The 22,510-nt window shown below is 59.4% G+C and carries 19 protein-coding genes and 1 tRNA gene; 14 read left to right on the forward strand and 6 right to left on the reverse strand.

Going from position 1 to position 22,510, the window contains the following annotated elements:
- The first annotated feature begins 96 nt into the window (after positions 1-96).
- From P5706_RS00705 to P5706_RS00720, 4 genes are all read left to right on the forward strand, one after another.
- On the forward strand, positions 97-810 hold the full coding sequence (locus P5706_RS00705; RefSeq protein ID WP_285678317.1) for an alpha/beta hydrolase: 714 nt from the start codon (positions 97-99) through the stop codon (positions 808-810).
- 363 nt (positions 811-1,173) lie between these two features.
- Positions 1,174-1,854 (forward strand): CsgG/HfaB family protein, encoded by a 681-nt coding sequence (locus tag P5706_RS00710; protein ID WP_285678318.1) that lies wholly within the window; start codon positions 1,174-1,176, stop codon positions 1,852-1,854.
- A gap of 29 nt (positions 1,855-1,883) precedes the next feature.
- Positions 1,884-2,246, forward strand: coding sequence for a DUF4810 domain-containing protein (locus tag P5706_RS00715; RefSeq protein WP_017136673.1), 363 nt, complete (start codon positions 1,884-1,886; stop codon positions 2,244-2,246).
- A complete protein-coding gene (locus tag P5706_RS00720; RefSeq protein ID WP_017136674.1) occupies positions 2,243-2,893 on the forward strand; it encodes a DUF799 domain-containing protein in 651 nt (216 codons plus the stop codon). The genes P5706_RS00715 and P5706_RS00720 overlap by 4 nt, the downstream gene beginning before the upstream one ends.
- Before the next feature lie 81 nt (positions 2,894-2,974).
- Here the strand turns inward: P5706_RS00720 and P5706_RS00725 are convergent, their stop codons facing one another.
- From P5706_RS00725 to P5706_RS00735, 3 genes are all read right to left on the reverse strand, one after another.
- Positions 2,975-4,387: a M10 family metallopeptidase C-terminal domain-containing protein gene (locus tag P5706_RS00725; protein WP_285678319.1), complete on the reverse strand. Its 1,413-nt coding sequence runs from the start codon at positions 4,385-4,387 to the stop codon at positions 2,975-2,977.
- Between the two features lie 83 nt (positions 4,388-4,470).
- Complete coding sequence (locus P5706_RS00730; protein ID WP_285678320.1) at positions 4,471-4,668, reverse strand: hypothetical protein; 198 nt, start codon at positions 4,666-4,668, stop codon at positions 4,471-4,473.
- A gap of 138 nt (positions 4,669-4,806) precedes the next feature.
- On the reverse strand, positions 4,807-6,696 hold the full coding sequence (locus P5706_RS00735; protein ID WP_285678321.1) for a M10 family metallopeptidase C-terminal domain-containing protein: 1,890 nt from the start codon (positions 6,694-6,696) through the stop codon (positions 4,807-4,809).
- Positions 6,697-7,212: 516 nt separating this feature from the next.
- On the opposite strand from P5706_RS00735, the gene P5706_RS00740 reads away from it, so the two are divergent.
- The 3 genes from P5706_RS00740 (at position 7,213) to P5706_RS00750 (ending at position 10,090) form a co-directional block, all read left to right on the forward strand.
- Positions 7,213-8,841 carry a vWA domain-containing protein gene (locus P5706_RS00740; protein WP_285678322.1) on the forward strand — a complete coding sequence of 543 codons (1,629 nt, stop codon included), beginning with the start codon at positions 7,213-7,215 and terminating at the stop codon, positions 8,839-8,841.
- Between the two features lie 92 nt (positions 8,842-8,933).
- Entirely contained in the window at positions 8,934-9,506 is a 573-nt protein-coding gene (locus P5706_RS00745) for an RNA polymerase sigma factor (RefSeq protein ID WP_285678323.1), read from the forward strand.
- Positions 9,503-10,090, forward strand: a complete 588-nt coding sequence (locus P5706_RS00750; RefSeq protein ID WP_285678324.1) for a hypothetical protein — start codon at positions 9,503-9,505, stop codon at positions 10,088-10,090. Before P5706_RS00745 ends, P5706_RS00750 begins: the two co-directional genes overlap by 4 nt.
- 379 nt (positions 10,091-10,469) lie before the next feature.
- On the opposite strand, the gene P5706_RS00755 is transcribed toward P5706_RS00750, so the two are convergent.
- A tRNA-Arg gene (locus P5706_RS00755) sits at positions 10,470-10,546 on the reverse strand.
- A 369-nt stretch (positions 10,547-10,915) separates the two neighbouring features.
- Here P5706_RS00755 and gabD point away from each other — a divergent pair.
- From gabD to P5706_RS00770, 3 genes are all read left to right on the forward strand, one after another.
- Positions 10,916-12,358 carry an NADP-dependent succinate-semialdehyde dehydrogenase gene (gabD, locus tag P5706_RS00760; RefSeq protein ID WP_017136690.1) on the forward strand — a complete coding sequence of 481 codons (1,443 nt, stop codon included), beginning with the start codon at positions 10,916-10,918 and terminating at the stop codon, positions 12,356-12,358.
- A gap of 182 nt (positions 12,359-12,540) precedes the next feature.
- Entirely contained in the window at positions 12,541-13,818 is a 1,278-nt protein-coding gene (gabT, locus tag P5706_RS00765) for a 4-aminobutyrate--2-oxoglutarate transaminase (RefSeq protein ID WP_012721619.1), read from the forward strand.
- 139 nt (positions 13,819-13,957) lie between these two features.
- The gene (locus P5706_RS00770; protein WP_285678325.1) at positions 13,958-15,160 is read left to right on the forward strand and encodes an HDOD domain-containing protein; all 1,203 of its coding nucleotides are present in this window, start codon (positions 13,958-13,960) and stop codon (positions 15,158-15,160) included.
- A 199-nt stretch (positions 15,161-15,359) separates the two neighbouring features.
- On the opposite strand, the gene P5706_RS00775 is transcribed toward P5706_RS00770, so the two are convergent.
- A complete protein-coding gene (locus P5706_RS00775) occupies positions 15,360-16,361 on the reverse strand; it encodes a sensor domain-containing diguanylate cyclase (RefSeq protein WP_200431180.1) in 1,002 nt (333 codons plus the stop codon).
- Positions 16,362-16,684: 323 nt separating this feature from the next.
- The gene (desA, locus tag P5706_RS00780) at positions 16,685-17,869 is read right to left on the reverse strand and encodes a delta-9 fatty acid desaturase DesA (protein WP_200431179.1); all 1,185 of its coding nucleotides are present in this window, start codon (positions 17,867-17,869) and stop codon (positions 16,685-16,687) included.
- A 166-nt stretch (positions 17,870-18,035) separates the two neighbouring features.
- On the opposite strand from desA, the gene dibA reads away from it, so the two are divergent.
- From dibA to cysT, 4 genes are all read left to right on the forward strand, one after another.
- Positions 18,036-19,949, forward strand: a complete 1,914-nt coding sequence (gene dibA / locus P5706_RS00785; RefSeq protein WP_285678326.1) for a phosphodiesterase DibA — start codon at positions 18,036-18,038, stop codon at positions 19,947-19,949.
- A 300-nt stretch (positions 19,950-20,249) separates the two neighbouring features.
- A complete protein-coding gene (gene oscA, locus P5706_RS00790; protein WP_003170956.1) occupies positions 20,250-20,432 on the forward strand; it encodes a sulfur starvation response protein OscA in 183 nt (60 codons plus the stop codon).
- Between the two features lie 75 nt (positions 20,433-20,507).
- Positions 20,508-21,518 (forward strand): sulfate ABC transporter substrate-binding protein, encoded by a 1,011-nt coding sequence (locus P5706_RS00795; RefSeq protein WP_236372502.1) that lies wholly within the window; start codon positions 20,508-20,510, stop codon positions 21,516-21,518.
- A 170-nt stretch (positions 21,519-21,688) separates the two neighbouring features.
- Entirely contained in the window at positions 21,689-22,507 is an 819-nt protein-coding gene (gene cysT, locus P5706_RS00800; RefSeq protein ID WP_200431176.1) for a sulfate ABC transporter permease subunit CysT, read from the forward strand.
- Positions 22,508-22,510: the final 3 nt, after the last annotated feature.

Here is a 22,510-nt window from a genome sequence, read left to right on the forward strand (position 1 = left end):
CCACATGTGGATGTGCGGCGCACCGTAGCCCCGGAATAATCCCCGCCCCTCAAGTGTTCATCTTACTGAACAGACCATTCTCCGAGGCCTACCTGCATGAACCGACGTCCTGATAACACCTACGTGCTGGTCGCGGGGGCGTGGCATGGTGCCTGGGTTTGGCGCGATGTGATACCGGTGTTGCGCGGCATGGGGCACGCGGTGAGCGCACCGACGTTGAGCGGTTTGGGCGAGCGTCGTCACACCGCCGATGCGTGCGTGGGCCTGGGTACGCATATCGAGGATGTGGTGGCGCACATCGTGATGGAGGACTTGCACGCGGTCACGCTGGTGGGCTGGAGTTATGGCGGCATGGTCACCACGGGTGTGGCGGCACGCTTGCCTGGGCGGATCCAATCGCTGATCTACCTGGATGCATTCGTGCCCGAGCCGGGCAAGGCACTGGTGGATTACGTGCCCGCCGAGCGCCGCCCAGGGCTGGAGGCGTTTAAGAACCATGACGTGCCGATCCCGGCCTACCCGCCTGAGGTGTTCGGTATTACCGACCCGGCCCTGGTGGCTTACATCACCCCGCGCTTGGCGCCGCAGCCCTGGCGAACCTTCTTCGAACCGCTGCATGCCGCGCCGCCGCCGGCGCACATTCCGACCAGCTATGTGTATTGCGAAGGCTACCTGGGCAGTGGCTTCGGGCAGTTTTACAACCGCTTCAAAAATGACCCGCACGTGCGCACGGCGGTGCTGGGCAGCGGGCATCACTGCATGTTGCTCGACCCTTTGGCCACCGTCGAAATGCTCGTGAGCCTGGCCTGACCTGGCAGTAAAGGGCCGTTGCCGTTGGGCGGGGAACGCCCCCGCAGCAACGAAACCGCTTGAGTACACAGGGCAACCCCGTAAAATGCCGCGCACTGGATACACGGCATTTTTCAAGGATGAATCAAGCAATGCGCCTCTCTGCTTTTCTCCCTGCCACCCGCCTCACCGCGGGCCGCACGTTTCAACCGCACTGCTGCGAGGCAGTCACCCTTCCTGATACCGCTATTGGCGGGCTCGACACTTTCCATGTTGAGGCTGCGTGCAAACGCGCGCGCGCTTTCAGCAAAATCTGATTGCCGCGACTTCGTTGATAACTTACATAACAGCCCTTTGCGCTGGTTTCATCCCTAGGAGCACTCTGTGAAAACACTGTCCAAAATCCTGCTGTCGGGCCTCACCGCCGCAGCGCTGCTGAGCGTGGCCGGTTGCGCCACCGAGAGCAACCGTGCGATGCCGGTGGAGCAAGTTGCCAGTGCCCACGTCGCCTATTCCGGCGTGCGTGTGCCGATTGCCGTGGGCAAGTTCGATAACCGCTCCAGCTACATGCGCGGCATCTTTTCCGACGGTGTTGACCGCCTCGGCGGCCAGGCAAAGACCATCCTGATCACCCACCTGCAGCAGACCAACCGCTTCAGCGTGTTGGACCGCGACAACATGGGCGAAATCTCCCAGGAAGCCGCAATCAAAGGCACCGTGCAAAAGCTTAAAGGCGCTGACTACGTGGTGACCGGCGACGTCACCGAATTCGGCCGCAAAGAGACCGGCGACCGCCAGCTGTTCGGCATTCTTGGCCGTGGCAAGACCCAAGTGGCTTACGCCAAAGTCGCGCTGAATATCGTCAACATCAGCACCTCCGAAGTGGTGTATTCCACCCAGGGCGCCGGTGAGTACGCGCTCTCCAACCGTGAAGTCATCGGTTTTGGCGGCACTGCCAGCTACGACTCCACGCTCAATGGCAAGGTTCTGGACCTGGCCATGCGCGAAGCGATCAACCGCCTGGTAGACGGCATCAACGCCGGCGCCTGGAACCCGCGCAACTAATAACAACAACGCCAAGGAGCACTACACGGATGAGCAAGGCAGTTAAGTTGGCGCTGATGCTGACAGCAATCGCGACGGTCGCCGGGTGCCACACGGCGCCCCAACCCCTGTATCAATGGGAAAGCTACCAGCCGCAGGTTTACGAGTACTTCAAGGGCGAGCCCAAGGAAGCGCAGGTGGAAGCCCTGGAACGCGATCTGCAAAAGATCAACGCCAGCGGCCGCAAGGCCCCGCCGGGTTACCACGCGCACCTGGGCATGCTGTACCTGAGCATGGGCAAGGATGACCAGATGGTGCAGGAGTTCCGCACCGAGAAGGCATTGTTCCCTGAGTCCGCTGCGTACATGGACTTTTTGCTGAAAAACGCCAAGGCTGGAGTTGCCACTAAATGAACCTGTTAAAACTCACCGGCGCCTTGCTGGCCCTGGCATTGCTCGGCGGCTGCGCGGCGCCCAAGACCATTGATTACACAGCGTTCAAACAGGCTCGGCCGAAGTCGATCCTGGTACTGCCACCCATCAATGAGTCGCCGGAAGTGCAGGCCTCCTACAGCCTGGTTTCGCAGGTCACCTACCCGTTGGCCGAAGCCGGTTACTACGTGTTGCCGATTGCCCTGGTGGACGAAACTTTCCGCCAGAACGGCCTGACCACCGCCAACGATATTCAGGGCGTGGCGCCGGGCAAGCTGCATGACATTTTTGGTGCGGACGCGGCGCTGTACATCACCATCAGCGACTACGGCACCAAGTACATGCTGATCTCCAGCGACACCTCCGTGACCGCCTCGGCCAAGCTGGTGGACCTGCGCACCGGCACCACGTTGTGGACCGGTTCGGCGCGTGCTTCCAGCGAGGAAGGCAATAACAATGGGGGTGGCCTGGTGGGCATGCTGGTGTCGGCAGCGGTGAAGCAGGTGATCAACAGCTCCACCGATGCGGCGCACCCGATTGCCGGTATTGCCAGTGTTCGCCTGCTGTCGGCGGGGCAGCGTACCGGCATTTTGTATGGCCCGCGTAACCCGAAGTACGGCACCGACTGAGTGCCTGCTCGATCGTGAACGGCCTTTGCTGACTGCTCAGTTCAGCAAAGGCTTCGCGGCTCGGGTATGCATGGGTTGCAGTCAGCTCACTAGCACATCCCCTGTCCTGATCAATTGCGTACTGGTCACCACGAAGTCGGCTGTACGGTTGCCGGTCAAGTCGATGGAGATGAAGTAGAGCTGGGTCTGCGGGTTGAAGCCTAAGATCGTGTCGCCGATACGCCCGCTGAACGCCTGGACGGGCTTGAATTTCGCGTTGGACCTTCGCTCCAGCCCGCTCAGGTCAATCTTGTCGGTGCCGCTGTTGAAATCCATGATGACGTCGGGGTTTGCAGGCGTGGAGTCGCTGGCGTGGTTATAGACGAAACTGTCGGCGCCGCCGCCGCCGCGCATGCGGTCTGCGCCTGCCCCACCGGTGAGCCGGTTATCGGCGGCGTTGCCGATCAGCACATCATGGCCTGAGCCACCGATGGCATTTTCGATGACGACACCGCGAGCGATCGAGACGTTGCCTCGCCCATTGCCCACATCAGAGAACGACCCTGCCCTGAGGTTAACGACTTGGTTGGTGCGGTAACCCGATACGTCCAGTGTGTCGTTGCCGGCGCCGTCCCATATGCAGAAATAGGCTGCATCCTGTGCGTTTCTCAGGGAGTAATAGTCCCTGCCGGTATTGGAGTTGAAGCCATAGGTGTTGTTTTCTCGACGCGTTTGGTAATTGGCACCGTAAAAGTGTTGGATAGCACTGATGTCGTCCATCATGGGGGCCAATGGCCTGTCTTTTGCGCTTTTGCCACTGTCCTCAGCCGTGTAGTAGCTCATGAGGGCATGGGCTTTGGAGTCTTGTGCATACACCCGCGCAGAACTGTTGGGGTCACCCCTGTTGTACTCACCCGGGTGAAGCAGGCCGAGGGCGTGCCCGATTTCGTGGGTTAGGACTGGGCGTTGCACTGCGTACGGTTTGTAACGTGTATCACCGGCTTGGCTGTCCTCATCGCGCGTGTGAGGATATTGGCCGGCGGCATAGTCGACGCTGTCGGATATTCGAAAGGTCAATCGCCCTTCCGCCTGGCCACCATTTTCAGTGAAGGTCAGGTTGGCCGCGTCGGCCCAGGATTGGAGGGAGCGCCGGGCATCTTGTTTCTGGTGGTAATTGAATTCCATACCTCGCTCGCGAGTGAAGTAATAGGAAACCTCGGTCTTATTGTTTTGGTTCCAGTCCTCCCATTTTTTTGTTTCTCGTGTGAGCTGCCAGACAGCCTGCTCTTTATTAAACGACGGGCTGTTGACGTTGCCTATGTAGGGGTCATCCGGGCGTTGAGTCGGGTCATAGTTGCCCCTATTGCGGTTTTGTTGTGCGGCGGGGGGCGCAAAGTACTGACGTTGGCTGGGCGCGGTAGGTGGCGGCAACCGTGAAGGTTGAGTAGAGCCTTGAGCCGCTGGGGCAACAGGCGGGTAAGGGTGATGCAAGGGTGTTGTTGGGTTTATTCTCAAGGTACTAATCCTCACTGGGTATGTGCAGTATTGCTTTTGGTAAGTTGGCTAATTCCATCCGCCAAGAGGGAAATTGCCTGCGTTTAAATCCATTTAAAAAGGTTAATATGTGTCTGGGTAAAACGCTGTACGGACTTCTCCCGAATGGCGCGCAGCAGTTGCCTGGCTGCTTGGTCGGTGGTGTAGGACACCAAGGGTGTGTGCTTTACTGCGCCGGGTGGTTGATCGGCTGGGTCAAATATTGCACGCGCCGTATAAGGCTTGTTAATGACAAAGTGCATCTACTCAAATCCTTTTAATGGGCGAGCGCAGGCGTGAACGTTAAAGTTCATGGGTAACGGCATCCCTCTAAGGGCTGACAGGTTTAAACCCTGGGGTTACGCTCTGTGTGACAATAAACTGGCAGTGCTTTTAACGTTTTAAGTCAAGCCCATGATGTCCTCTGGCTTTATGGGTTGGGTGCTTTTAACCAGAAAGTCGGTCCGGCGCTTACCCGTCAAGTCCACGCCCACAAAGTATCGACCATTGTGTGAGTTAAACTTAACTACGGTATCGCCTACACGGCCTGTGTAGTCATCAACAAGCCGCAGCGGTATGCCGGTATTCTTAACCAGCTCGGTGAGATTTATCTTGTCTTTGCCACTGATAAAGTCATCAATCAAGTTGGCATTGTGATAGGTCGAATCACTGGCTTTTTCGTAAGTGTGTGTAATTGAACGATGGGGCAGGCGGGTTGGCGTGAATGCGGATCGGGTACTCGAGGCGTCAGGCTGTTGATCATGGCCTAGGGTGTTTGCGGAGCCGACAATATCGTTTGCTTTGACTTGCCCATAGGTGCGTATCAGCAGGTCGGCTGTGCCGTTGCCCGTCAGGTCAATCGCCACGCTGCCCTTGCCGCTTTGTTCATCGTAGGTGAGCACCGTTTCACCGGCCTTGCCTGTCATCTGGCGGACGAAGGCCAGGGTGCCGACATTGGCGTCCTCCATGGCCATGGACACATTGATTTTGTCGGTGCCGCTGACAAAATCCATAAGCGTGTCGGGGTTCTCGGGCGTGGAGTCACTCGCACTGTTGTAGTCAAACGTATCCGCGCCGCCGCCTCCGCGCAGCCGGTCACCCCCCGCGCCGCCTGTGAGTCGGTTATCGGCATCGTTGCCAATCATCGCGTCGTCGCCTGAGCCACCGATGGCATTTTCGATGACGACACCGCGAGCGATGGACACGTTGCCCCTGAGCCCGCCTATGTCGGAGTACGAGCCGGCCTTGAGGTTAATGGTCTGGTTGGAACGGTAGCCGGACACGTCCAGGGTATCGTTGCCGCCCCCGTCCCAGATGCAGAACACTGCGTTATCCCGATTAGAATTGAGGGTGTAGTAATCGCGCTGGCTGTTGGAGTTGAAACCGTAGGTGGTGTCGCCCTGGCGGGTTTGACGATTGACGCCATAGAGCGCCTGAATGGCGGAAATATCGTCCATCATTGGTGATGTTGGTTCGACGCCGCCATGGTTTTTGCCGCTCAGTGATGCCCCGAAATAGCTCATGACACTATGAGCCTGGGAATCCTGTACGTGGCGCCTTCGGTAGTTGTCGATGTCGCCATTGTAGTTGCCAGTATGGAACAGCCCCAAGGCGTGACCTGTTTCATGAATCAAGTTGTGGCGCGTGACCCTGTTGGGGTTATACCGGGTGGTGCCTCCAAGGCGATGGTCGCTTGGGTAATGACCAAATGCGCTGTCGACTTGGTCCGATATGCCAAATTTTATTTGGCCCTCTTCGCGTCGCTCATTCTCCTCAAAGGAGAGATTGGACACATCGCTCCATGACTGCATGGCCCGTCGTGCCATTTCTCTCTGGCGCTCATTGAATCGCCAGGGGGCGCTGTTGAACGAGTAGGAAACAGCGACATTGCCATCGCCATTTTGGTCATTCCACTTAACGTTTTTCCGAGTGAGATTGCCGATGGCCTCGCGCTCATCTAAAGAGCGCATTTTCAAGTTGGCCGCAAAGGGATCGTTGGGGCGCAGGGTTGTATCTTTACCATCCCAGTTGCGTTTGGTCGGGATGTCGGATGTCTGGGGATGGGTTGTCGTGGTTGGGTTAAATGGCTGCCAGGTCGATGGCTGAATGGGGGGCTGTACGAGTTTTCGTACGAATTTCCGTACGAACGGGTGTTCAAGGAACGGTTGGACGAAGGGCCGGAAGATCGAATTTTTGAAGAAAGGATGGGTAAAGGCCTGAGCAGGCGAGCCAATATCGTTTTGGCTGTAGGTTGGTTGCGGGAAGACAGGCGGGCGAAAGTCGACTCTCATAAAAATAATCCATGTTCTTGCTGTGGGAAATACTCCTTTTGTTGGGAAAGTGCATGTCCGTGCGCTGGAAATACCTTCGCACCCTATAAGTTGATTTCCAATAGGGTATTTATTTATAGAATGTGTCAATTGTCTGGTATGACACTGTTTGCAATGGCTGTTATGTTTATTTGTTTTTAAACATGATGTCGGCGGGGTTGGTTCCCTAGGCGCTGCTCGCCTTGTTGCAAGTTTAAATTTCGATCTTGTTTAATGTGTTTTTTTGGAAAGATAAAATTGCTTACAGAGTGAGTTCGTTGGTTAAAAGTATTACGGAGTTTCCCTGTGACAGAAAATTATTTCGGACTCCGCACTGCTAAGTGTACTACAGCACTCGATGTCTTTATCTGACGCGCGATGCCGCAGTGTTCTGTAGGCGAAGCCTGTTGTACGTTTAAATCTTGAGCGTTAACCCGAACCTGAAGTGTTTTGCGTCTGAGCCTATGAACGGATTATTTACTGTTGAGGTTCTGCGCCATGTCACATGCTCGTTTAGTGTTGCGCCCCATTGCCTGCAGCGTTGCGATTGCCGCACTGGTCTCGCTGGTCGGCTGTGGGCTTTCCTCGTCTGGAGGGGCGACCAAGCCTCCTATGTCAACGGCCGCCGCGCCTCATGCTGAGGGTGCCCTGAGCAAGCAGGCTGCGATGCCCGTGCTGATGGCCGCGCCAATGCCCATGCACGACGCCGTGGCGTTGGCGTATCGGGCTGCGCCTCAAGAGCGCTACCAGGATCTGCCCGACAACCCGGTCTACAGCGTTGCACAAACCCCGGTCTCGACCTTCAGCGCCGACGTCGACACCGGCAGCTACGCCAACGTGAGACGTTTCCTCAACCAAGGGCGGCTGCCACCTGACGGCGCCGTGCGACTAGAGGAAATGCTCAATTATTTCCCCTATGACTACGCGCTGCCCACTGATGGGTCGCCTTTTGGCGTGACCACCGAAGTCGCCGCCACGCCGTGGAACCCGCACACGCGACTGCTGCGCATCGGCATCAAGGCGTCCGACCGCGCGGTGGCAGACCTGGCGCCAGCCAACCTGGTGTTTCTGGTGGATGTGTCGGGCTCCATGGACCGCCGAGAAGGGTTGCCGCTGGTGAAAAGCACGCTGAAATTGCTGGTCGACCAGCTGCGTGATCAAGACCGTGTGTCGCTGGTGGTCTACGCCGGTGAGTCGCGTGTGGTGCTTGAACCCACCAGCGGGCGCGACAAAACCAAGATCCGCAACGCCATCGACCAACTCACTGCCGGCGGCTCAACGGCAGGCGCCTCGGGCATTGAGTTGGCTTACCAGATGGCCCGTGCCGGCTTTATAGAGAAGGGCATCAACCGCATCCTGCTGGCCACCGACGGTGACTTCAATGTGGGCGTCAGCGACTTCGACAGCCTCAAGCAGATGGCCGTCGACCAGCGCAAAAGCGGCGTGTCCTTGACCACCCTGGGTTTTGGTGTGGATAACTACAACGAGCACCTGATGGAGCAACTGGCCGATGCCGGCGACGGCAACTACGCCTACATCGACAACCTGCGCGAAGCCCGCAAAGTGCTGGTAGACCAGCTCAGCTCGACCCTGGCGGTGGTGGCGCGGGATGTAAAGTTGCAGGTGGAATTCAACCCCGCCCAGGTCAGCGAATACCGCTTGCTGGGTTATGAAAACCGCGCACTCAAACGTGAGGATTTCAACAACGACAAGGTCGACGCCGGTGAAATTGGCGCCGGGCACACCGTGACCGCGCTGTACGAAATTGTGCCCAAGGGCGAGAAGGGCTGGTTGGAGCCGTTGCGTTACGCCGCCGCGCCTGCGGCCGAAAACACCTCCGCTGAACTGGCCATGCTGCGCGTACGCTACAAACCAGCGGCGGGCGGTGCCAGCCAACTGATCGAACGGCCTATCCGCAACGAAACCACCCCAGCCAGCGCCGACCTGCGCTTCGCGGCGGCAGTGGCCGCCTTCGCCCAACAGCTCAAGGGCGATGGCCGCTACACTGGCAGCATGAGTTTAAAGGACACCGCCGCACTGGCCCGCTCGGCACGCGGTGATGACCCGTTCGGGTTGCGCAACGAGTTCGTGCAACTGGTGGAAGTGGCGCAGAGCCTCAAACACTGATCCCGAACATGGCAACAATCAACTGTGGGAGCTGGCTTGCCAGCTCCCACAGTCAATGTGTATCGATCCATCGAAAGGAGTTCGCGACCTACATGGCCGTAACAGATGAATCACCCAGCGACGAATCGCTGCTGGCCCGTTACCGAACCGGCGACGCTGCCGCGTTCGAGGTGTTGTACGCGCGGCACCGCCAAGGCCTTTATCGGTTCCTGGTGTCACTGAGCAATAAGGCCGAACTGGCTGAAGAGGTGTACCAGGAAACCTGGCTCAGCCTGATCCGCAGCGCCACCCAGCCACAGGGCCGGGCGAGTTTTCGTACATGGCTATTCCAGATTGCCCGCAACCGCCTGATCGACCACTGGCGCAAGCACGGCATCCACAACCCCTTGCACGACAGCTACGACGAACAACTGCACGCCCAGGCCGACGACAGCGCCGGCCCTGAGCAGCAACTGAGCCTGAGCCGCGACCAGGCGCGCCTCGACGCCGCTTTGCAAGACCTGCCCGAAGACCAGCGCGAAGTCTTCCTGCTGCGCCTGCACGGCGACCTCGAAGTGCCGCAAATCGCCGCCCTCACCGGCGCCCCGCTGGAAACCGTAAAAAGCCGCCTGCGTTACGCCCAGCAGAAACTGCGCCGCCTGCTGGCCGAGGAGATACTCGTATGAACCACTCCCCACACACACCTGACGACGAGCTGATCCAGCATTTTCGTCAACACAGCACCGGCGAACCGCCAGCGTCCCTCGATGCCTTCATCCTCGCCACCGCCCGCCGCGAAGCCCCCAAGCCGCAACCCAGCCTGTGGCAACGCTGGCTGCAAGCCTGCCGCCAACCGCGCTGGCAAATGGCATTCGCCACTGTCGCCGGTGTGGCACTGATGATCGGCGTGGTGATGCGCGTGCCCGTGTCGCAGCCGGAGATATCCCCCGCGACATTTTCCGCGGCGCCAGCCCCACAGATGTATGCCGCGCCTGCGCCCGCACCCATGGCGCGGATGGCGGTCGCGCCGAGGGTAGAGTCTGCACCGGTTCAGGCTGAAATCGCCGGTGCGATGGCGGATGCACCCGTGGCGAAGCTGAGCAAACGCGCGCCGGTCGTTGTGCCTTCGTTGGAGGAAGGTTTGCAGGAGATCGTGAGCCTGCGCGTGGCGGGGCAAGCCAAAGCGGCGGATGAAAAGCTGTTGGCGCTGCATGAGCGCTTTCCCGAGGAGGATTTGCCGGCGCGGTTGGAGGCGTTGCAGAAGCGATAAATGCCGTCAAAAAAGCCCGCCACCGATTACTCGGTGGCGGGCTTTTTAATGGAATCTTGAAAACAACTTGGCCAAAAATGTGGGAGCGGCGGGCGCAGAACTCAAGTCAGGCGCAAAAAGTGTGGGAGCTGGCTTGCCTGCGATGGAGGTGGGTCAGTCAATACATCATTGCCTGAACGAGCGCTATCGCGGGCAAGCCCGGCTCCCACATTTTTGATCATCGTTTGCCTGGAAAGGCGCTGTGGGGGAAATGGGCACAGATTTATTTACGCTCCAAGTCAACTATTCGGATAGTGCTGATGCTTGAAGCCCAGGACATACAAAAAAAGCCCACAAAAAAGCCCCAGCTCTTTCAACCTGGGGCTTTTTCATCTGTATCTGGTGCACCCGGCGGGATTCGAACCCACGACCCCTGCCTTCGGAGGGCAGTACTCTATCCAGCTGAGCTACGGATGCTTGTGCGGGCGACATCATACCCATGTCGACCTTGGGCGTCCATGCTGGTCTTTGGCCGTTTATGGGTAGGAATTTGCTGCCAAGAGGCTCTACGCCGGGTATCAGTGATCGAAAGGTTGGAACCCGGCCGAAACACGCTGATCAGAAAGATTCGGCAAATGCGCCGTTTTCGTTCTTTTTTTCGAACAGACTATTGCCCTGTACCCCCATTGATCCTAGGATTCGTTTGAGATTTCAAACGCTCTGTCTCCCGTGCGCTATTTCACTTATCTCTCGCACTGGGTGATTTCCCTGACGGCAGCCCACAAGGCGCCTTTCAACAACTCTAATTCGCTCCGCGTGCGCGCGGTGCTGTTAAGGAAAGCCGACATGCAGCTCAAAGATACCCAGTTGTTCCGCCAACAAGCCTTTATCGATGGCGCTTGGGTCGATGCGGACAACGGTCAAACCATCAAGGTCAACAACCCGGCCACGGGCGAAATTCTTGGCACCGTGCCGAAGATGGGTGCGGCCGAAACCCGCCGCGCCATTGAAGCCGCCGACAAGGCTCTGCCGGCCTGGCGTGCACTCACCGCCAAGGACCGCGCCAACAAGCTGCGTCGCTGGTTTGAGCTGATCATCGAGAACCAGGACGACCTGGCGCGCCTGATGACCCTGGAGCAGGGCAAGCCGCTGGCCGAAGCCAAAGGCGAAATCGTCTACGCCGCCTCGTTCATTGAGTGGTTCGCTGAAGAAGCCAAGCGTGTCTACGGTGATGTGATTCCTGGCCACCAGCCGGACAAGCGCCTGATCGTGATCAAGCAACCGATCGGCGTTACCGCGGCCATCACGCCGTGGAACTTCCCGGCCGCGATGATCACCCGTAAAGCCGGCCCGGCCCTGGCCGCCGGTTGCACCATGGTGCTCAAGCCGGCTTCGCAAACCCCTTTCTCGGCGTTCGCCCTGGCTGAATTGGCCCAGCGTGCTGGCATTCCAAAAGGCGTGTTCAGCGTGGTTTCCGGCAGCGCCGGTGATATCGGCAGCGAGCTGACCAGCAACCCGATCGTGCGTAAGTTGTCCTTCACTGGCTCCACCGAAATCGGTCGTCAGCTGATGGCCGAGTGCGCCAAGGACATCAAGAAAGTCTCGCTGGAACTGGGCGGCAACGCGCCGTTTATCGTGTTTGACGACGCCGACCTGGATAAGGCCGTCGAAGGCGCGATCATCTCCAAGTACCGCAACAACGGCCAGACCTGCGTGTGTGCCAACCGCCTGTACATCCAGGATTCGGTGTACGACGCGTTCGCCGAAAAACTCAAAGTCGCCGTGGCCAAACTCAAGATCGGCAACGGTCTGGAAGAAGGCACCACCACTGGCCCGCTGATCGACGAAAAAGCCGTGGCCAAGGTTCAAGAGCACATCGCTGATGCCCTGAGCAAAGGCGCCAAGCTGCTGGCGGGTGGCAAGGTGATGGAAGGCAACTTCTTTGAGCCGACCATTCTGGTCAACGTGCCCAAAGACGCTGCTGTCGCCAAGGAAGAAACCTTCGGCCCACTGGCGCCGCTGTTCCGCTTCAAAGACGAAGCCGAAGTGATCGCGATGTCCAACGACACCGAGTTCGGCCTGGCTTCCTACTTCTATGCGCGCGACCTGGGCCGTGTGTTCCGTGTGGCCGAAGCCCTGGAATACGGCATGGTTGGCGTGAACACCGGGTTGATCTCCAACGAAGTGGCGCCGTTCGGCGGCATCAAGGCTTCGGGCCTGGGCCGTGAAGGCTCCAAGTACGGGATCGAGGATTACCTGGAAATCAAATACCTCTGCCTGGGCATCTAAGCTCGGCAAGAGATTGCAGTAAACGCAGAGGGCACGAGAGCGCTGACCCTTTACGTGTTTGAAGACGTTATTCGTAGTGGCCGGGAAAGCTGTGGCAGTCGATCATCGCATGCTGCCGTAGTTGCCTCCCCGCCACGTATTCCTTGGACCACGCCACCCGATGAGTGGCGAATGAGGACTTTATGAGCAAGACCAACGCATCCCTGATGAAACGCCGCGAAGCCGCTGTACCGCGCGGTGTTGGCCAGATTCACCCGATCTTCGCCGAATCCGCGAAGAACGCCACCGTGACCGACGTTGAAGGTCGCGAGTTCATCGATTTCGCCGGCGGTATCGCCGTGCTGAACACCGGCCACGTGCACCCGAAAATCATCGCGGCCGTGACCGAGCAACTGAACAAGCTGACTCACACCTGCTTCCAGGTACTGGCCTACGAGCCGTACGTGGAGCTGTGCGAAAAGATCAACGCCAAGGTGCCAGGTGATTTCGCCAAGAAAACCCTGCTGGTCACCACCGGTTCCGAAGCGGTCGAAAACGCCGTGAAAATCGCCCGCGCCGCCACTGGCCGTGCTGGCGTAATCGCGTTTACCGGCGCTTACCACGGCCGCACCATGATGACCTTGGGCCTGACCGGTAAAGTCGTGCCGTACTCGGCCGGCATGGGCCTGATGCCAGGCGGCGTATTCCGCGCACTGTTCCCGAACGAACTGCACGGCGTGAGCGATGACGATGCAATCGCCAGCATCGAGCGCATCTTCAAGAACGATGCCGAGCCGCGTGATATCGCTGCCATCATCATCGAGCCGGTGCAGGGCGAAGGCGGTTTCTACGTTGCGCCTAAATCCTTCATGAAGCGCCTGCGCGAACTGTGCGACAAGCACGGCATCCTGCTGATCGCCGACGAAGTGCAAACCGGTGCCGGCCGCACCGGTACGTTCTTCGCCATGGAACAGATGGGCGTGGCTGCCGACCTGACCACCTTCGCTAAATCCATCGCTGGCGGTTTCCCGCTGGCCGGTGTGTGCGGCAAGGCTGAATACATGGACGCCATCGCCCCAGGTGGCCTGGGCGGCACTTACGCCGGTAGCCCGATTGCTTGCGCTGCTGCGCTGGCGGTGATGGAAGTGTTTGAAGAAGAGCACCTGCTGGACCGCTGCAAGGCGGTTGGCGAGCGCTTGGTGACGGGCCTCAAAGCCATTCAAGCCAAGTACCCGGTGATCGGTGAAGTGCGTGCCCTGGGCGCGATGATCGCGGTGGAGCTGTTCGAAGATGGCGACAGCCACAAGCCAAACGCGGCTGCTGTGGCTTCCGTGGTGGCCAAGGCGCGTGACAAGGGCCTGATCCTGCTGTCCTGTGGCACCTACGGCAACGTGTTGCGCGTACTGGTGCCGCTGACCTCGCCGGACGAGCAGTTGGACAAAGGCTTGGCGATCATCGAAGAGTGCTTCTCCGAGCTGTAAGCGGATACTGACTTGATCGACAGAAAAAACCCGCCTCGGCGGGTTTTTTTGTGCCCGATGCAGCACATTCAGGCCATGTTCATTGTACGTAGGCGGTGTGATTGACTAAGGTGCAAGCATTGCCGATGGAGCGTGCTGGATGACTGCTGTTGATTTACCCGCTGTACCCCGCGTGTTAATTGCCGAGGCGGACCCTTGGTCGCGGGACCTGCTCAAGCAAGTGTTGTTGAATGTGCGCTGCGACGCGCGGCTGGATGTGTGTGCCGATGGCCAGGAAGCGGCCACGCTGTTGCGAGACAAAACCTACGACCTGATCCTGGCGGATTGGGAGCTGCCGGGCGTAGATGGCCTGAGCCTGCTGCGCAGCGTGCGCCAGAAGCGCCGTTCGCTGCCGTTTATTCTGCTGAGCAGTCGCAATGACAGCGCCAGCGTGCGCGAAGCCTTGCCCCTGGCGCCCACCGCGTACCTGACCAAACCCCTGAACATGGAAGGCCTGACCCAACGCCTGCAAGACCTGCTGCTCAATGAAGGCGAAAGTGTGTATTGCGAGATACCACCGCTGGCGCCGGGCATGACCTTGCCGGCCTTTCTGGAGCGCCGCCGCGAAGCGTCCGACGGCGCGCCGCTGCGAGTGGATGTGAAAGCCGCCGTGCAGCACAGCCTCGCCCCGGAAGGTCTGGACCTTAAGCAACTGGAAGATCAGGTAAAAACCGACCCGCAAATCACCGCTGTATTGATCGCCGCCGCCAACAGCGCCGGGCATCACGGCACGCCGGTGCAGACCCTGGCCGCTGCACTGCAAAAGCTCGCCGCCGGGCAGAGCATGAACCTGATTCTGGGCCTGGCGCTCAAGCACAACGTAGTGTTGGGTGACCCGGCGTTGGTGGCCTACGCCGAGCGCTATTGGCAATTGTCCCAGGACACCGCCGAATACGCCCGCCGTCTGGCGCGCATGCTGGAGCTGGACCACGAACGTTGCTACTGCGCGGGCATTCTGCATCGGCTGGGGGACTTGGCCCTATTACGCTGCCTGGAAGACTGGCGCCTGGGTGGTGGGGCGCTGGATGACGAAGTGATTGGCGAATCCCTGTTCACCTTTGGCGCCGCTTACGGTTCGGCGTTGCGCACGCGCTGGCGCTTGCCGCTGGAGTTGCGGCAGTTGATTGCGGCGACCTATTCACTCGAAGGCGGAGTGTATTCGCGCGATGCGCTGGTGGTGAACCTGGCGGCGCAGATGGCGCGCTTGACCGAGCATGAGGGGTTGGAAGCATTGGCCAAGGGCAAGACCGCGCGGTTGCTCAAGGTGGGCTTGTCAGAGTTGATGCGGGTGCGCAAAGCCTAGCTGGCCACGAGGTTCAGGTCTGGGAGCAGGCTTGTGTGGGAGCCGGGCTTGCCCGCGATGGCATCGACTTGGTATAGCCGATAGACCGAGGTGCCGGCATCGCAGGCAAGCCAGCTCCCACACAAGCCAGATCTCCCACAAGCCAACTCCCACACACGCCGATTCCCAACCAGGCCGATTCCCACAGGTTGATTGAGTGCTAGCCTTCTATGACGCGGTTTTTGCCTTGGCGCTTGGCCTCATACATCGCTGCATCAGCCCGTGCGAACAGGCTGTCCAGGGTTGAGTCGTCTTCGCGCAGGTTGGCCAGGCCTTGGCTGACGGTCACCGTAAAGTCGCGGCCTTCAAAGCTGAAACTCAGGGCCTGGATTTCCTTGCCCAGCCGCTCGGCCACCTGCAACGCCATCTGCGGGGCACAGCCGGGCAGCACGGCGGCGAATTCTTCGCCGCCAATGCGTCCGAACAGGTCGCCACGGCGCAGCACGCCGCGACCGCTCTCGGCGATACGCCGCAGCACCTGATCGCCTTCCAGGTGGCCGTAGCTGTCGTTGACGTCTTTGAAGTCATCGATGTCCAGCAGCAGGAACGCCAGTGGCGCGCCTTGGGCGCAGGCGCTGTCGAAAGCCTGGTTGGCGCATTCGAAAAAGTGCCTGCGGTTGCTGCTTTGGGTCAGCACATCGGTGGTGGCGAGTCGGTGCAGCTCCAACTCCATATGCTTTTTTTCGGTGATGTCTTCGGCCATGCCCACCACAATCACCGGCTTGCCGGGTTCGACCTGCTGGTTGATATAGCATTTGTCACTCAGCCAGCGAATCTGCCCATCGGCGGTGATGATGCGGTACTCGCGGTCCTCCACGGCGCCGTCTTCCAGCACGCGGGCCAGGCTGTGTTCGGCGTAGTCGAGGTCCTCGGGGTGAATGCTGTTGCGCCATTCGCGGTGGTCGGCGAGCAGTAAACCTGCTGATCGGCCAAACACCCGTTCGTAGGCCGGGCTCACGTACAGCACGCGACGGGTTTCCCAATCGATGGCCCACAGCACGGCATTCACGCTGACCAACAGCGAGCTGAGCAGTTGTTCGCGCTCACTCAGCCGTTCGACTTCACCCTGGGCATGCATCAACGCCAACAGGGTGGCCGCCGCAGCCGGGCGTGGGTGCTCAGCGACAGGGGCATCGGTTGAATAGGGCTTTTCGGGAACCATCGGCACAACTCTCTCTGGGCACGCCGCAGGATGGAGCAGCGGTCAGTACAAGGGCCACCATGATGGCGAAGTGTTCCTTGAGAGAGGGGAATTGCGGTGAAGTTCCGTGAACGGGCTGACTAAGAAATGGCGTCAGAAACCAGTATGCAGAGCGCGGGCTTACTGTGGCGAGCGGGCTTGCCCCGCGTTGGGGCGCGCAGCGGCCCCAATAAAAACACCGCGTTCTGCCAGGCAGGGCGCGGTGTTTGGTTTTAGGGCTGCTTCGCAGCCCAACGCAGGGCAAGCCTGCTCGCCACAGCAAACAGGCTCACCACTAGACCGGGTCAGACCGTTGCAGGGCGCAGCGAGTAGGTCTTCAACTGGTGGGCAAAATCGCGCAGGGACTGAATACCGCTGGCCTCAGCCTCATGCACCCATTCCTTGATTGCCGCCAGCATGTCGTGGCCATTGGTGCTGGTCTTGAGCCAGATCTGCTGCAACGCCAGGCGCTTCTCGTAGATCACGGTCAGTGCGTGGCTGTGTTCGAGCATGCTCTGGATGCGCACGTGATGGCGGTCATCCAGCAGGCTGGTTTCACGCGACAGCAGGCGCTTGGCACGGTGGAACTGGTGGCGTACCGAATGATCGACTTTTTCCAGCTCCTGCTTGACCAGTGGGCCGATCACCAACTTGCGGTACTGGGCCATGATCTGGAAGCGGTTGTTGAGGATCGCCATGGCGGTGTCCATGTCCAGGTGGCCTTTGCCTTCCACGCGGTGGGCAATCGGTGCGACGCGCTGCACCTTGGCCAGGCGCAGGAAGCTGAACACCTTGATCCATGCCCAACCCAGGTCGAATTCCCACTTCTTCACCGACAGCTTGGCCGAGTTCGGGTAGGTGTGGTGGTTGTTGTGCAGCTCTTCGCCGCCGACGATGATGCCCCACGGCACCAGATTGGTGGCGGCGTCACGGCACTCGAAGTTGCGATAACCGACCGCATGGCCCAGGCCGTTGATCACACCGGCGGCCCAGAACGGGATCCACATCATCTGGATCGCCCAGATGGTGATGCCGATGGTGCCGAACAGCAGCAGGTCGATGACGCCCATGATCGCCACGCCCAACAGTGGGTAAGGCGTGTAGATTTTGCGCTCGATCCAGTCATCCGGGCAGTTTTTGCCGTAGATGCGCAGGGTCTCGGGGTTCTCGGCCTCGGCGCGGTACAGCTCGGCGCCTTTGCGCAGCACGGTGGACAAACCCTTGATGACCGGGCTGTGCGGGTCGTCGACGGTTTCGCACTTGGCGTGGTGCTTGCGGTGGATGGCGGTCCACTCGCGGGTGTTCTGCGCCGTGGTCAACCACAGCCAGAAGCGGAAGAAGTGTTTCAGGCCGGCATTGAGCTCCAGGGAGCGATGGGCTGAATAACGGTGCAGATAGACCGTGACCCCAACAATGGTCACGTGGGTCATCAACAGCGTGACTGCCACCAGTTGCCAGGCTGACAGGTCAAGAAAACCGTTGTACCACATAGGCTGTATGGCCCTCAGATAAAGAAAAAAACAGCTCACGCATTATCACTAAGCCTACAGAGAAAACCAGCCGCCCTTTCAGATAGGAGTGACTGGATGTTTCTTATTCTATAATCCGCAGCCTTTGTAGGGCGATTTTGTTTTTTGGGTAAGGATTACTGACCATATGCTGTTTTCGTACCGAGGTGCCCTGCGTGTGGGGCTGGTATACCTGCTGGTTTCCATTGTGTGGCTCCAGCTCAGCAACCAGCTATTGATCAACTTTCTCGATGACCCGAGGCAGTTAGGGCGCTGGCTGCAGGTGCGCGGCTATGTGTGGGTGGCCCTCAGCGCGGCGGTCATTTACCTGATTTGTGCGCGTTTTGCCCGCACCCACCGGTTGCAGCAACCCTTGAAAGAAAACCACGAACGCCTGCAACAGGCTGCCGCCGTGTTTGATTGCACCCGCGAAGGCGTACTGGTCACCGACGCCCAAGGGCTGATCGTGCATGTGAACCGGGCCTTTATGGAGATCACCGGCTACAGCCGTGAGGACGTGATGGGCGAACGGCCGAGCCTGTTCAAGTCCGGGCGCCATTCGTCGAGTTTTTATCAACAGATGTTCCAGACCCTCGAACGCACCGGCGAATGGAGCGGCGAAATCTGGAACCGGCGTAAAAGCGGTGAGATTTATCCACAGTGGCAAACCATCCGAGTTATCCACAATGACCAAGGCCAGGTCAGCCATTACGTCGCGGTGTTTTCTGACATCAGCGCCATCAAGGACTCCGAGCACGAACTGGCGCACCTGGCCCACCACGACCCGCTCACCGACCTGCCCAACCGCCTGCTGTTCACTGACCGCGCCGAGCAGGCGTTGGCCTCGGCGCAAGTGCACAAACGCGGCTGCGCACTGCTATTGATGGACCTGGACCACTTCAAGATCATCAACGACAGCCTCGGCCATAACGTCGGTGACCAGTTGCTCAAGGCCGTTGGCGAGCGGTTAAAAGGCCTGTTTGGCCCCGGCGTGACCCTGGCGCGCCTCGGCGGCGATGAGTTCGCCGTGCTGGCCGAAAGTTGTCCACAGGTGGTGCAGGCTGCCGCGCTGGCGCAGCGCATGCTCGACGCGATGAAAGAGCCGTTTGTGTTCGACGGCAACCAGTTGTTTATCAGCGCCAGCATCGGCATCAGCCTGTTTCCCAGTGATGCCCTGAGCGCCGAACAACTGCTGCGCAATGCCGACTCCGCGCTGTTCAAAGCCAAGAGCGCCGGCCGCGAAGGTTATGCGCTGTACACCGAAGAACTGACGGCCCACGCCCAGCACCGCGTGGAAATCGCCAGCGAACTGCGCCGCGCCCTCGATCAGCAAGAGCTGCGTGTGTACTACCAGCCCGTGCACGATCTGCAAGACAGCCGCCTGGTCGGCGTCGAGGCCCTAGTGCGCTGGCAACACCCGGAGCGCGGCCTGGTGCCGCCGGGTGAATTTATCCCGATTGCCGAGCGCACCGGGCTGATTGCCGACATCGATGCCTGGGTGATGGACCAGGCCTGCCGCCAGATGGGCCAATGGCTGGCCGATGGCGCGCCGTTGAGCTTTATTGCGGTGAATGTTTCCAGCCGTTTGTTTGCCCGGCGTGAACTGTATGAGCAAGTCGCCCAGGTGCTGCACACCACCGGCCTTGACCCGGCTTATCTGGAGCTTGAGGTCACCGAAAGCGCCGTGATGGAAGACCCCGAAGTTGCTCTTGAGCAACTGCACCGCCTGCGCGAACTGGGCCTGCGCTTGGCGATCGATGACTTTGGCACCGGTTATTCGTCACTGCTGCGCCTCAAACGCCTGCCGGTGCAGAAGCTCAAGATCGACCAGGGGTTTGTCGCCGGGCTGCCGTGGGATGAAGACGACGCGGCGATTGTGCGCGTGGTGATCGCCTTGGCAAAGAGCATGGGCATGCAGGTGCACGCCGAAGGCATTGAGCAGGTGGAGCAGGCGCGGTTCTTGTTGGAGCAAGAGTGTGATTTGGGCCAAGGGTATTGGTTTGGTCGGCCGGTGCCGGCGCAAGAAATGGATTGGGCCAGGTCACCCGTTATCCGCATGTGAAATACAGGCCAATGTGGGAGCCGGGCTTGCCCGCGATGAGGCACTATCAGTCGAAATATTCAGTGCCTGATGCACCGCCATCGCGGGCAAGCCCGGCTCCCACAGGGTTGCGCGGTGCCTGGGTATCAGTATTTTCACGGCCAAAACCTTCGCAACCCCACGTCCTGTCAGAAAATTCTTTCTGGTTATATAAACATTCTTAAATAGTATTTTTAAGAATATCCGCGCTTATCTACTATCGCCCTCACGCCGCAAGCAGTGCCGCCACTGCCAGGCACTATTTATTTCAGGAGCGAGACCATGAGCGCATCTCTACGTAGCGTCGACGGCCAGGACGAAGCAGCCATTTTGCGTGAGATCCAGAGCGCCTTGCGCGACCTGCGGTTTGGCGCGGTGGAAATCACTGTGCATAACGCCCAAGTGGTACAGATCGAACGCAAGGAAAAATTCCGTTTGCAGAACCCGGGTAACAAACCGAGCTAAGCGACAACGGCGATTCGCATGCTAGACCCGCAACTATAAGAAAAAGCCAACACCCAAGAATTTTCAGGAGCTTCTATGTCGTCGATTCGCCGTTATGCCCTGGCTGCACTGGCCAGTGCCGTGTTTGCCGGTTCCGCCGTTGCCAAGGACTACGAGTTGCTCAACGTCTCGTATGACCCGACCCGTGAGCTGTACCAGGATTACAACGCTGAGTTCACCAGCTTTTGGAAACAGTCCCACCCTGGCGACAACGTCAAGATCCAGCAATCCCACGGTGGCTCGGGCAAGCAAGGCCGTGCGGTGATCGACGGCCTGCGCGCCGACGTAGTGACCCTGGCCCTGGCCGGCGACATCGATGAAATCGCCAAACTGGGCAAGACCCTGCCGGAAAACTGGCAAACCCGCCTGCCGGATGCGAGCACCCCGTACACCTCGACCATCGTGTTCCTGGTGCGCAAGGGCAACCCTAAAGGCATCAAGGACTGGGGCGACCTGATCAAGAAAGACGTTTCGGTTATCACGCCTAACCCGAAAACCTCCGGCGGTGCGCGCTGGAACTTCCTCGCCGCGTGGGCCTACGGCCTCAAATCCGGCGGCAGCGAAGCCAAGGCCCAGGAATACGTAAAAGAGCTGTTCAAGCACGTGCCGATCCTCGACACCGGCGCTCGCGGTTCGACCATCACCTTCGTCAACAACGGTCAGGGTGACGTGTTGCTGGCCTGGGAAAACGAGGCGTTCCTGGCACTCAAAGAAGACGGTGGCGCCGACAAGTTCGATATCGTTGTGCCGTCCCTGTCGATCCTAGCGGAGCCGCCAGTGGCCGTGGTCGACAAAAACGCCGAGAAAAAGGGCAATACCGAGATCGCCACCGAATACCTCAAGCACCTGTACAGCCCGGCTGGCCAGGAGATTGCGGCGAAGAACTTCTACCGCCCACGCGATGCGAAAGTCGCCGCCAAATACGCCCAGCAGTTCCCGAAACTGGACTTGGTAACTATCGACAAAGACTTCGGCGGCTGGAAAACTGCCCAACCGAAATTCTTTAACGACGGTGGCGTGTTCGACCAGATCTACACGGCGCAGTAAGCCAAATTACCTGTAGGAGCCCGCCTTTCGGCGGGGGCCGGCTTGTGTGGGAGCTGGCTTGCCTGCGATAGCATCACCAAGGTGTGACTGACACACCGAGGTGCCTGCATCGCAGGCAAGCCAGCTCCCACAGAAAGGCAGTGGTGTTTACCCTTTAACCAAGGACTCTTATGTCGCGTCGTATTTCCCCCGTCATACCCGGCTTCGGGCTGACGCTGGGCTACACCGTGGTGTACCTCAGCCTGATCGTACTCATCCCCCTGGCGGCGATGTTTGTACATGCCGCTCAACTCACTTGGGATCAGTTCTGGGCCATCATTAGCGCACCGCGCGTGCTGGCGGCGTTAAAACTGAGCTTCGGCACCGCGTTCGTCGCGGCGATCATCAACGGCGTGATCGGCACACTGCTGGCGTGGGTGCTGGTGCGTTACACCTTCCCCGGCCGCAAGATCATCGATGCGATGATCGACTTGCCGTTTGCCCTGCCCACCGCCGTGGCCGGTATTGCCCTCACGGCGCTGTATGCACCGGCAGGCCTGGTCGGGCAGTTCGCGACCGACCTGGGCTTTAAAATCGCCTACACCCCAATCGGCATCACCCTGGCTTTGACCTTCGTCACCTTGCCCTTCGTGGTGCGTACGGTGCAGCCGGTGCTCGCCGACATCCCGCGTGAAATCGAAGAAGCTGCCGCCTGCCTGGGTGCCAAGCCCTTACAGGTGTTCCGCTACATCCTCGTACCCGCATTACTGCCCGCCTGGCTGACCGGCTTCGCGCTGGCCTTCGCCCGTGGCGTGGGTGAGTACGGTTCGGTGATCTTCATCGCCGGCAACATGCCGATGAAAACCGAGATTCTGCCGTTGCTGATCATGGTCAAACTCGACCAATACGACTACACCGGCGCCACCGCCATCGGCGTGATGATGCTGGTGGTTTCCTTCGTCCTGCTGCTGCTGATCAACTTGCTGCAGCGGCGCATCGAAACCCCATAAGGA

The sequence above is a fragment of the Pseudomonas sp. ChxA genome (assembly GCF_030263855.1).
GTDB classification, from domain to species: domain Bacteria; phylum Pseudomonadota; class Gammaproteobacteria; order Pseudomonadales; family Pseudomonadaceae; genus Aquipseudomonas; species Aquipseudomonas fluorescens_CB.

Excerpts from the sequence above, each read along its gene's own strand:
- gabT (WP_012721619.1), top strand. The coding sequence starts at position 12,541 with ATGAGCAAGACCAACGCATCCCTGATGAAACGCCGCGAAGCCGCTGTA.
- P5706_RS00720 (WP_017136674.1), top strand. The coding sequence starts at position 2,243 with ATGAACCTGTTAAAACTCACCGGCGCCTTGCTGGCCCTGGCATTGCTC.
- oscA (WP_003170956.1), top strand. The coding sequence starts at position 20,250 with ATGAGCGCATCTCTACGTAGCGTCGACGGCCAGGACGAAGCAGCCATT.
- P5706_RS00770 (WP_285678325.1), top strand. The coding sequence starts at position 13,958 with ATGACTGCTGTTGATTTACCCGCTGTACCCCGCGTGTTAATTGCCGAG.
- P5706_RS00745 (WP_285678323.1), top strand. The coding sequence starts at position 8,934 with ATGGCCGTAACAGATGAATCACCCAGCGACGAATCGCTGCTGGCCCGT.
- P5706_RS00775 (WP_200431180.1), bottom strand. The coding sequence starts at position 16,361 with ATGGTTCCCGAAAAGCCCTATTCAACCGATGCCCCTGTCGCTGAGCAC.
- P5706_RS00730 (WP_285678320.1), bottom strand. The coding sequence starts at position 4,668 with ATGCACTTTGTCATTAACAAGCCTTATACGGCGCGTGCAATATTTGAC.
- desA (WP_200431179.1), bottom strand. The coding sequence starts at position 17,869 with ATGTGGTACAACGGTTTTCTTGACCTGTCAGCCTGGCAACTGGTGGCA.
- cysT (WP_200431176.1), top strand. The coding sequence starts at position 21,689 with ATGTCGCGTCGTATTTCCCCCGTCATACCCGGCTTCGGGCTGACGCTG.
- P5706_RS00740 (WP_285678322.1), top strand. The coding sequence starts at position 7,213 with ATGTCACATGCTCGTTTAGTGTTGCGCCCCATTGCCTGCAGCGTTGCG.
- P5706_RS00715 (WP_017136673.1), top strand. The coding sequence starts at position 1,884 with ATGAGCAAGGCAGTTAAGTTGGCGCTGATGCTGACAGCAATCGCGACG.
- dibA (WP_285678326.1), top strand. The coding sequence starts at position 18,036 with ATGCTGTTTTCGTACCGAGGTGCCCTGCGTGTGGGGCTGGTATACCTG.
- P5706_RS00705 (WP_285678317.1), top strand. The coding sequence starts at position 97 with ATGAACCGACGTCCTGATAACACCTACGTGCTGGTCGCGGGGGCGTGG.
- P5706_RS00735 (WP_285678321.1), bottom strand. The coding sequence starts at position 6,696 with ATGAGAGTCGACTTTCGCCCGCCTGTCTTCCCGCAACCAACCTACAGC.
- gabD (WP_017136690.1), top strand. The coding sequence starts at position 10,916 with ATGCAGCTCAAAGATACCCAGTTGTTCCGCCAACAAGCCTTTATCGAT.
- P5706_RS00795 (WP_236372502.1), top strand. The coding sequence starts at position 20,508 with ATGTCGTCGATTCGCCGTTATGCCCTGGCTGCACTGGCCAGTGCCGTG.
- P5706_RS00750 (WP_285678324.1), top strand. The coding sequence starts at position 9,503 with ATGAACCACTCCCCACACACACCTGACGACGAGCTGATCCAGCATTTT.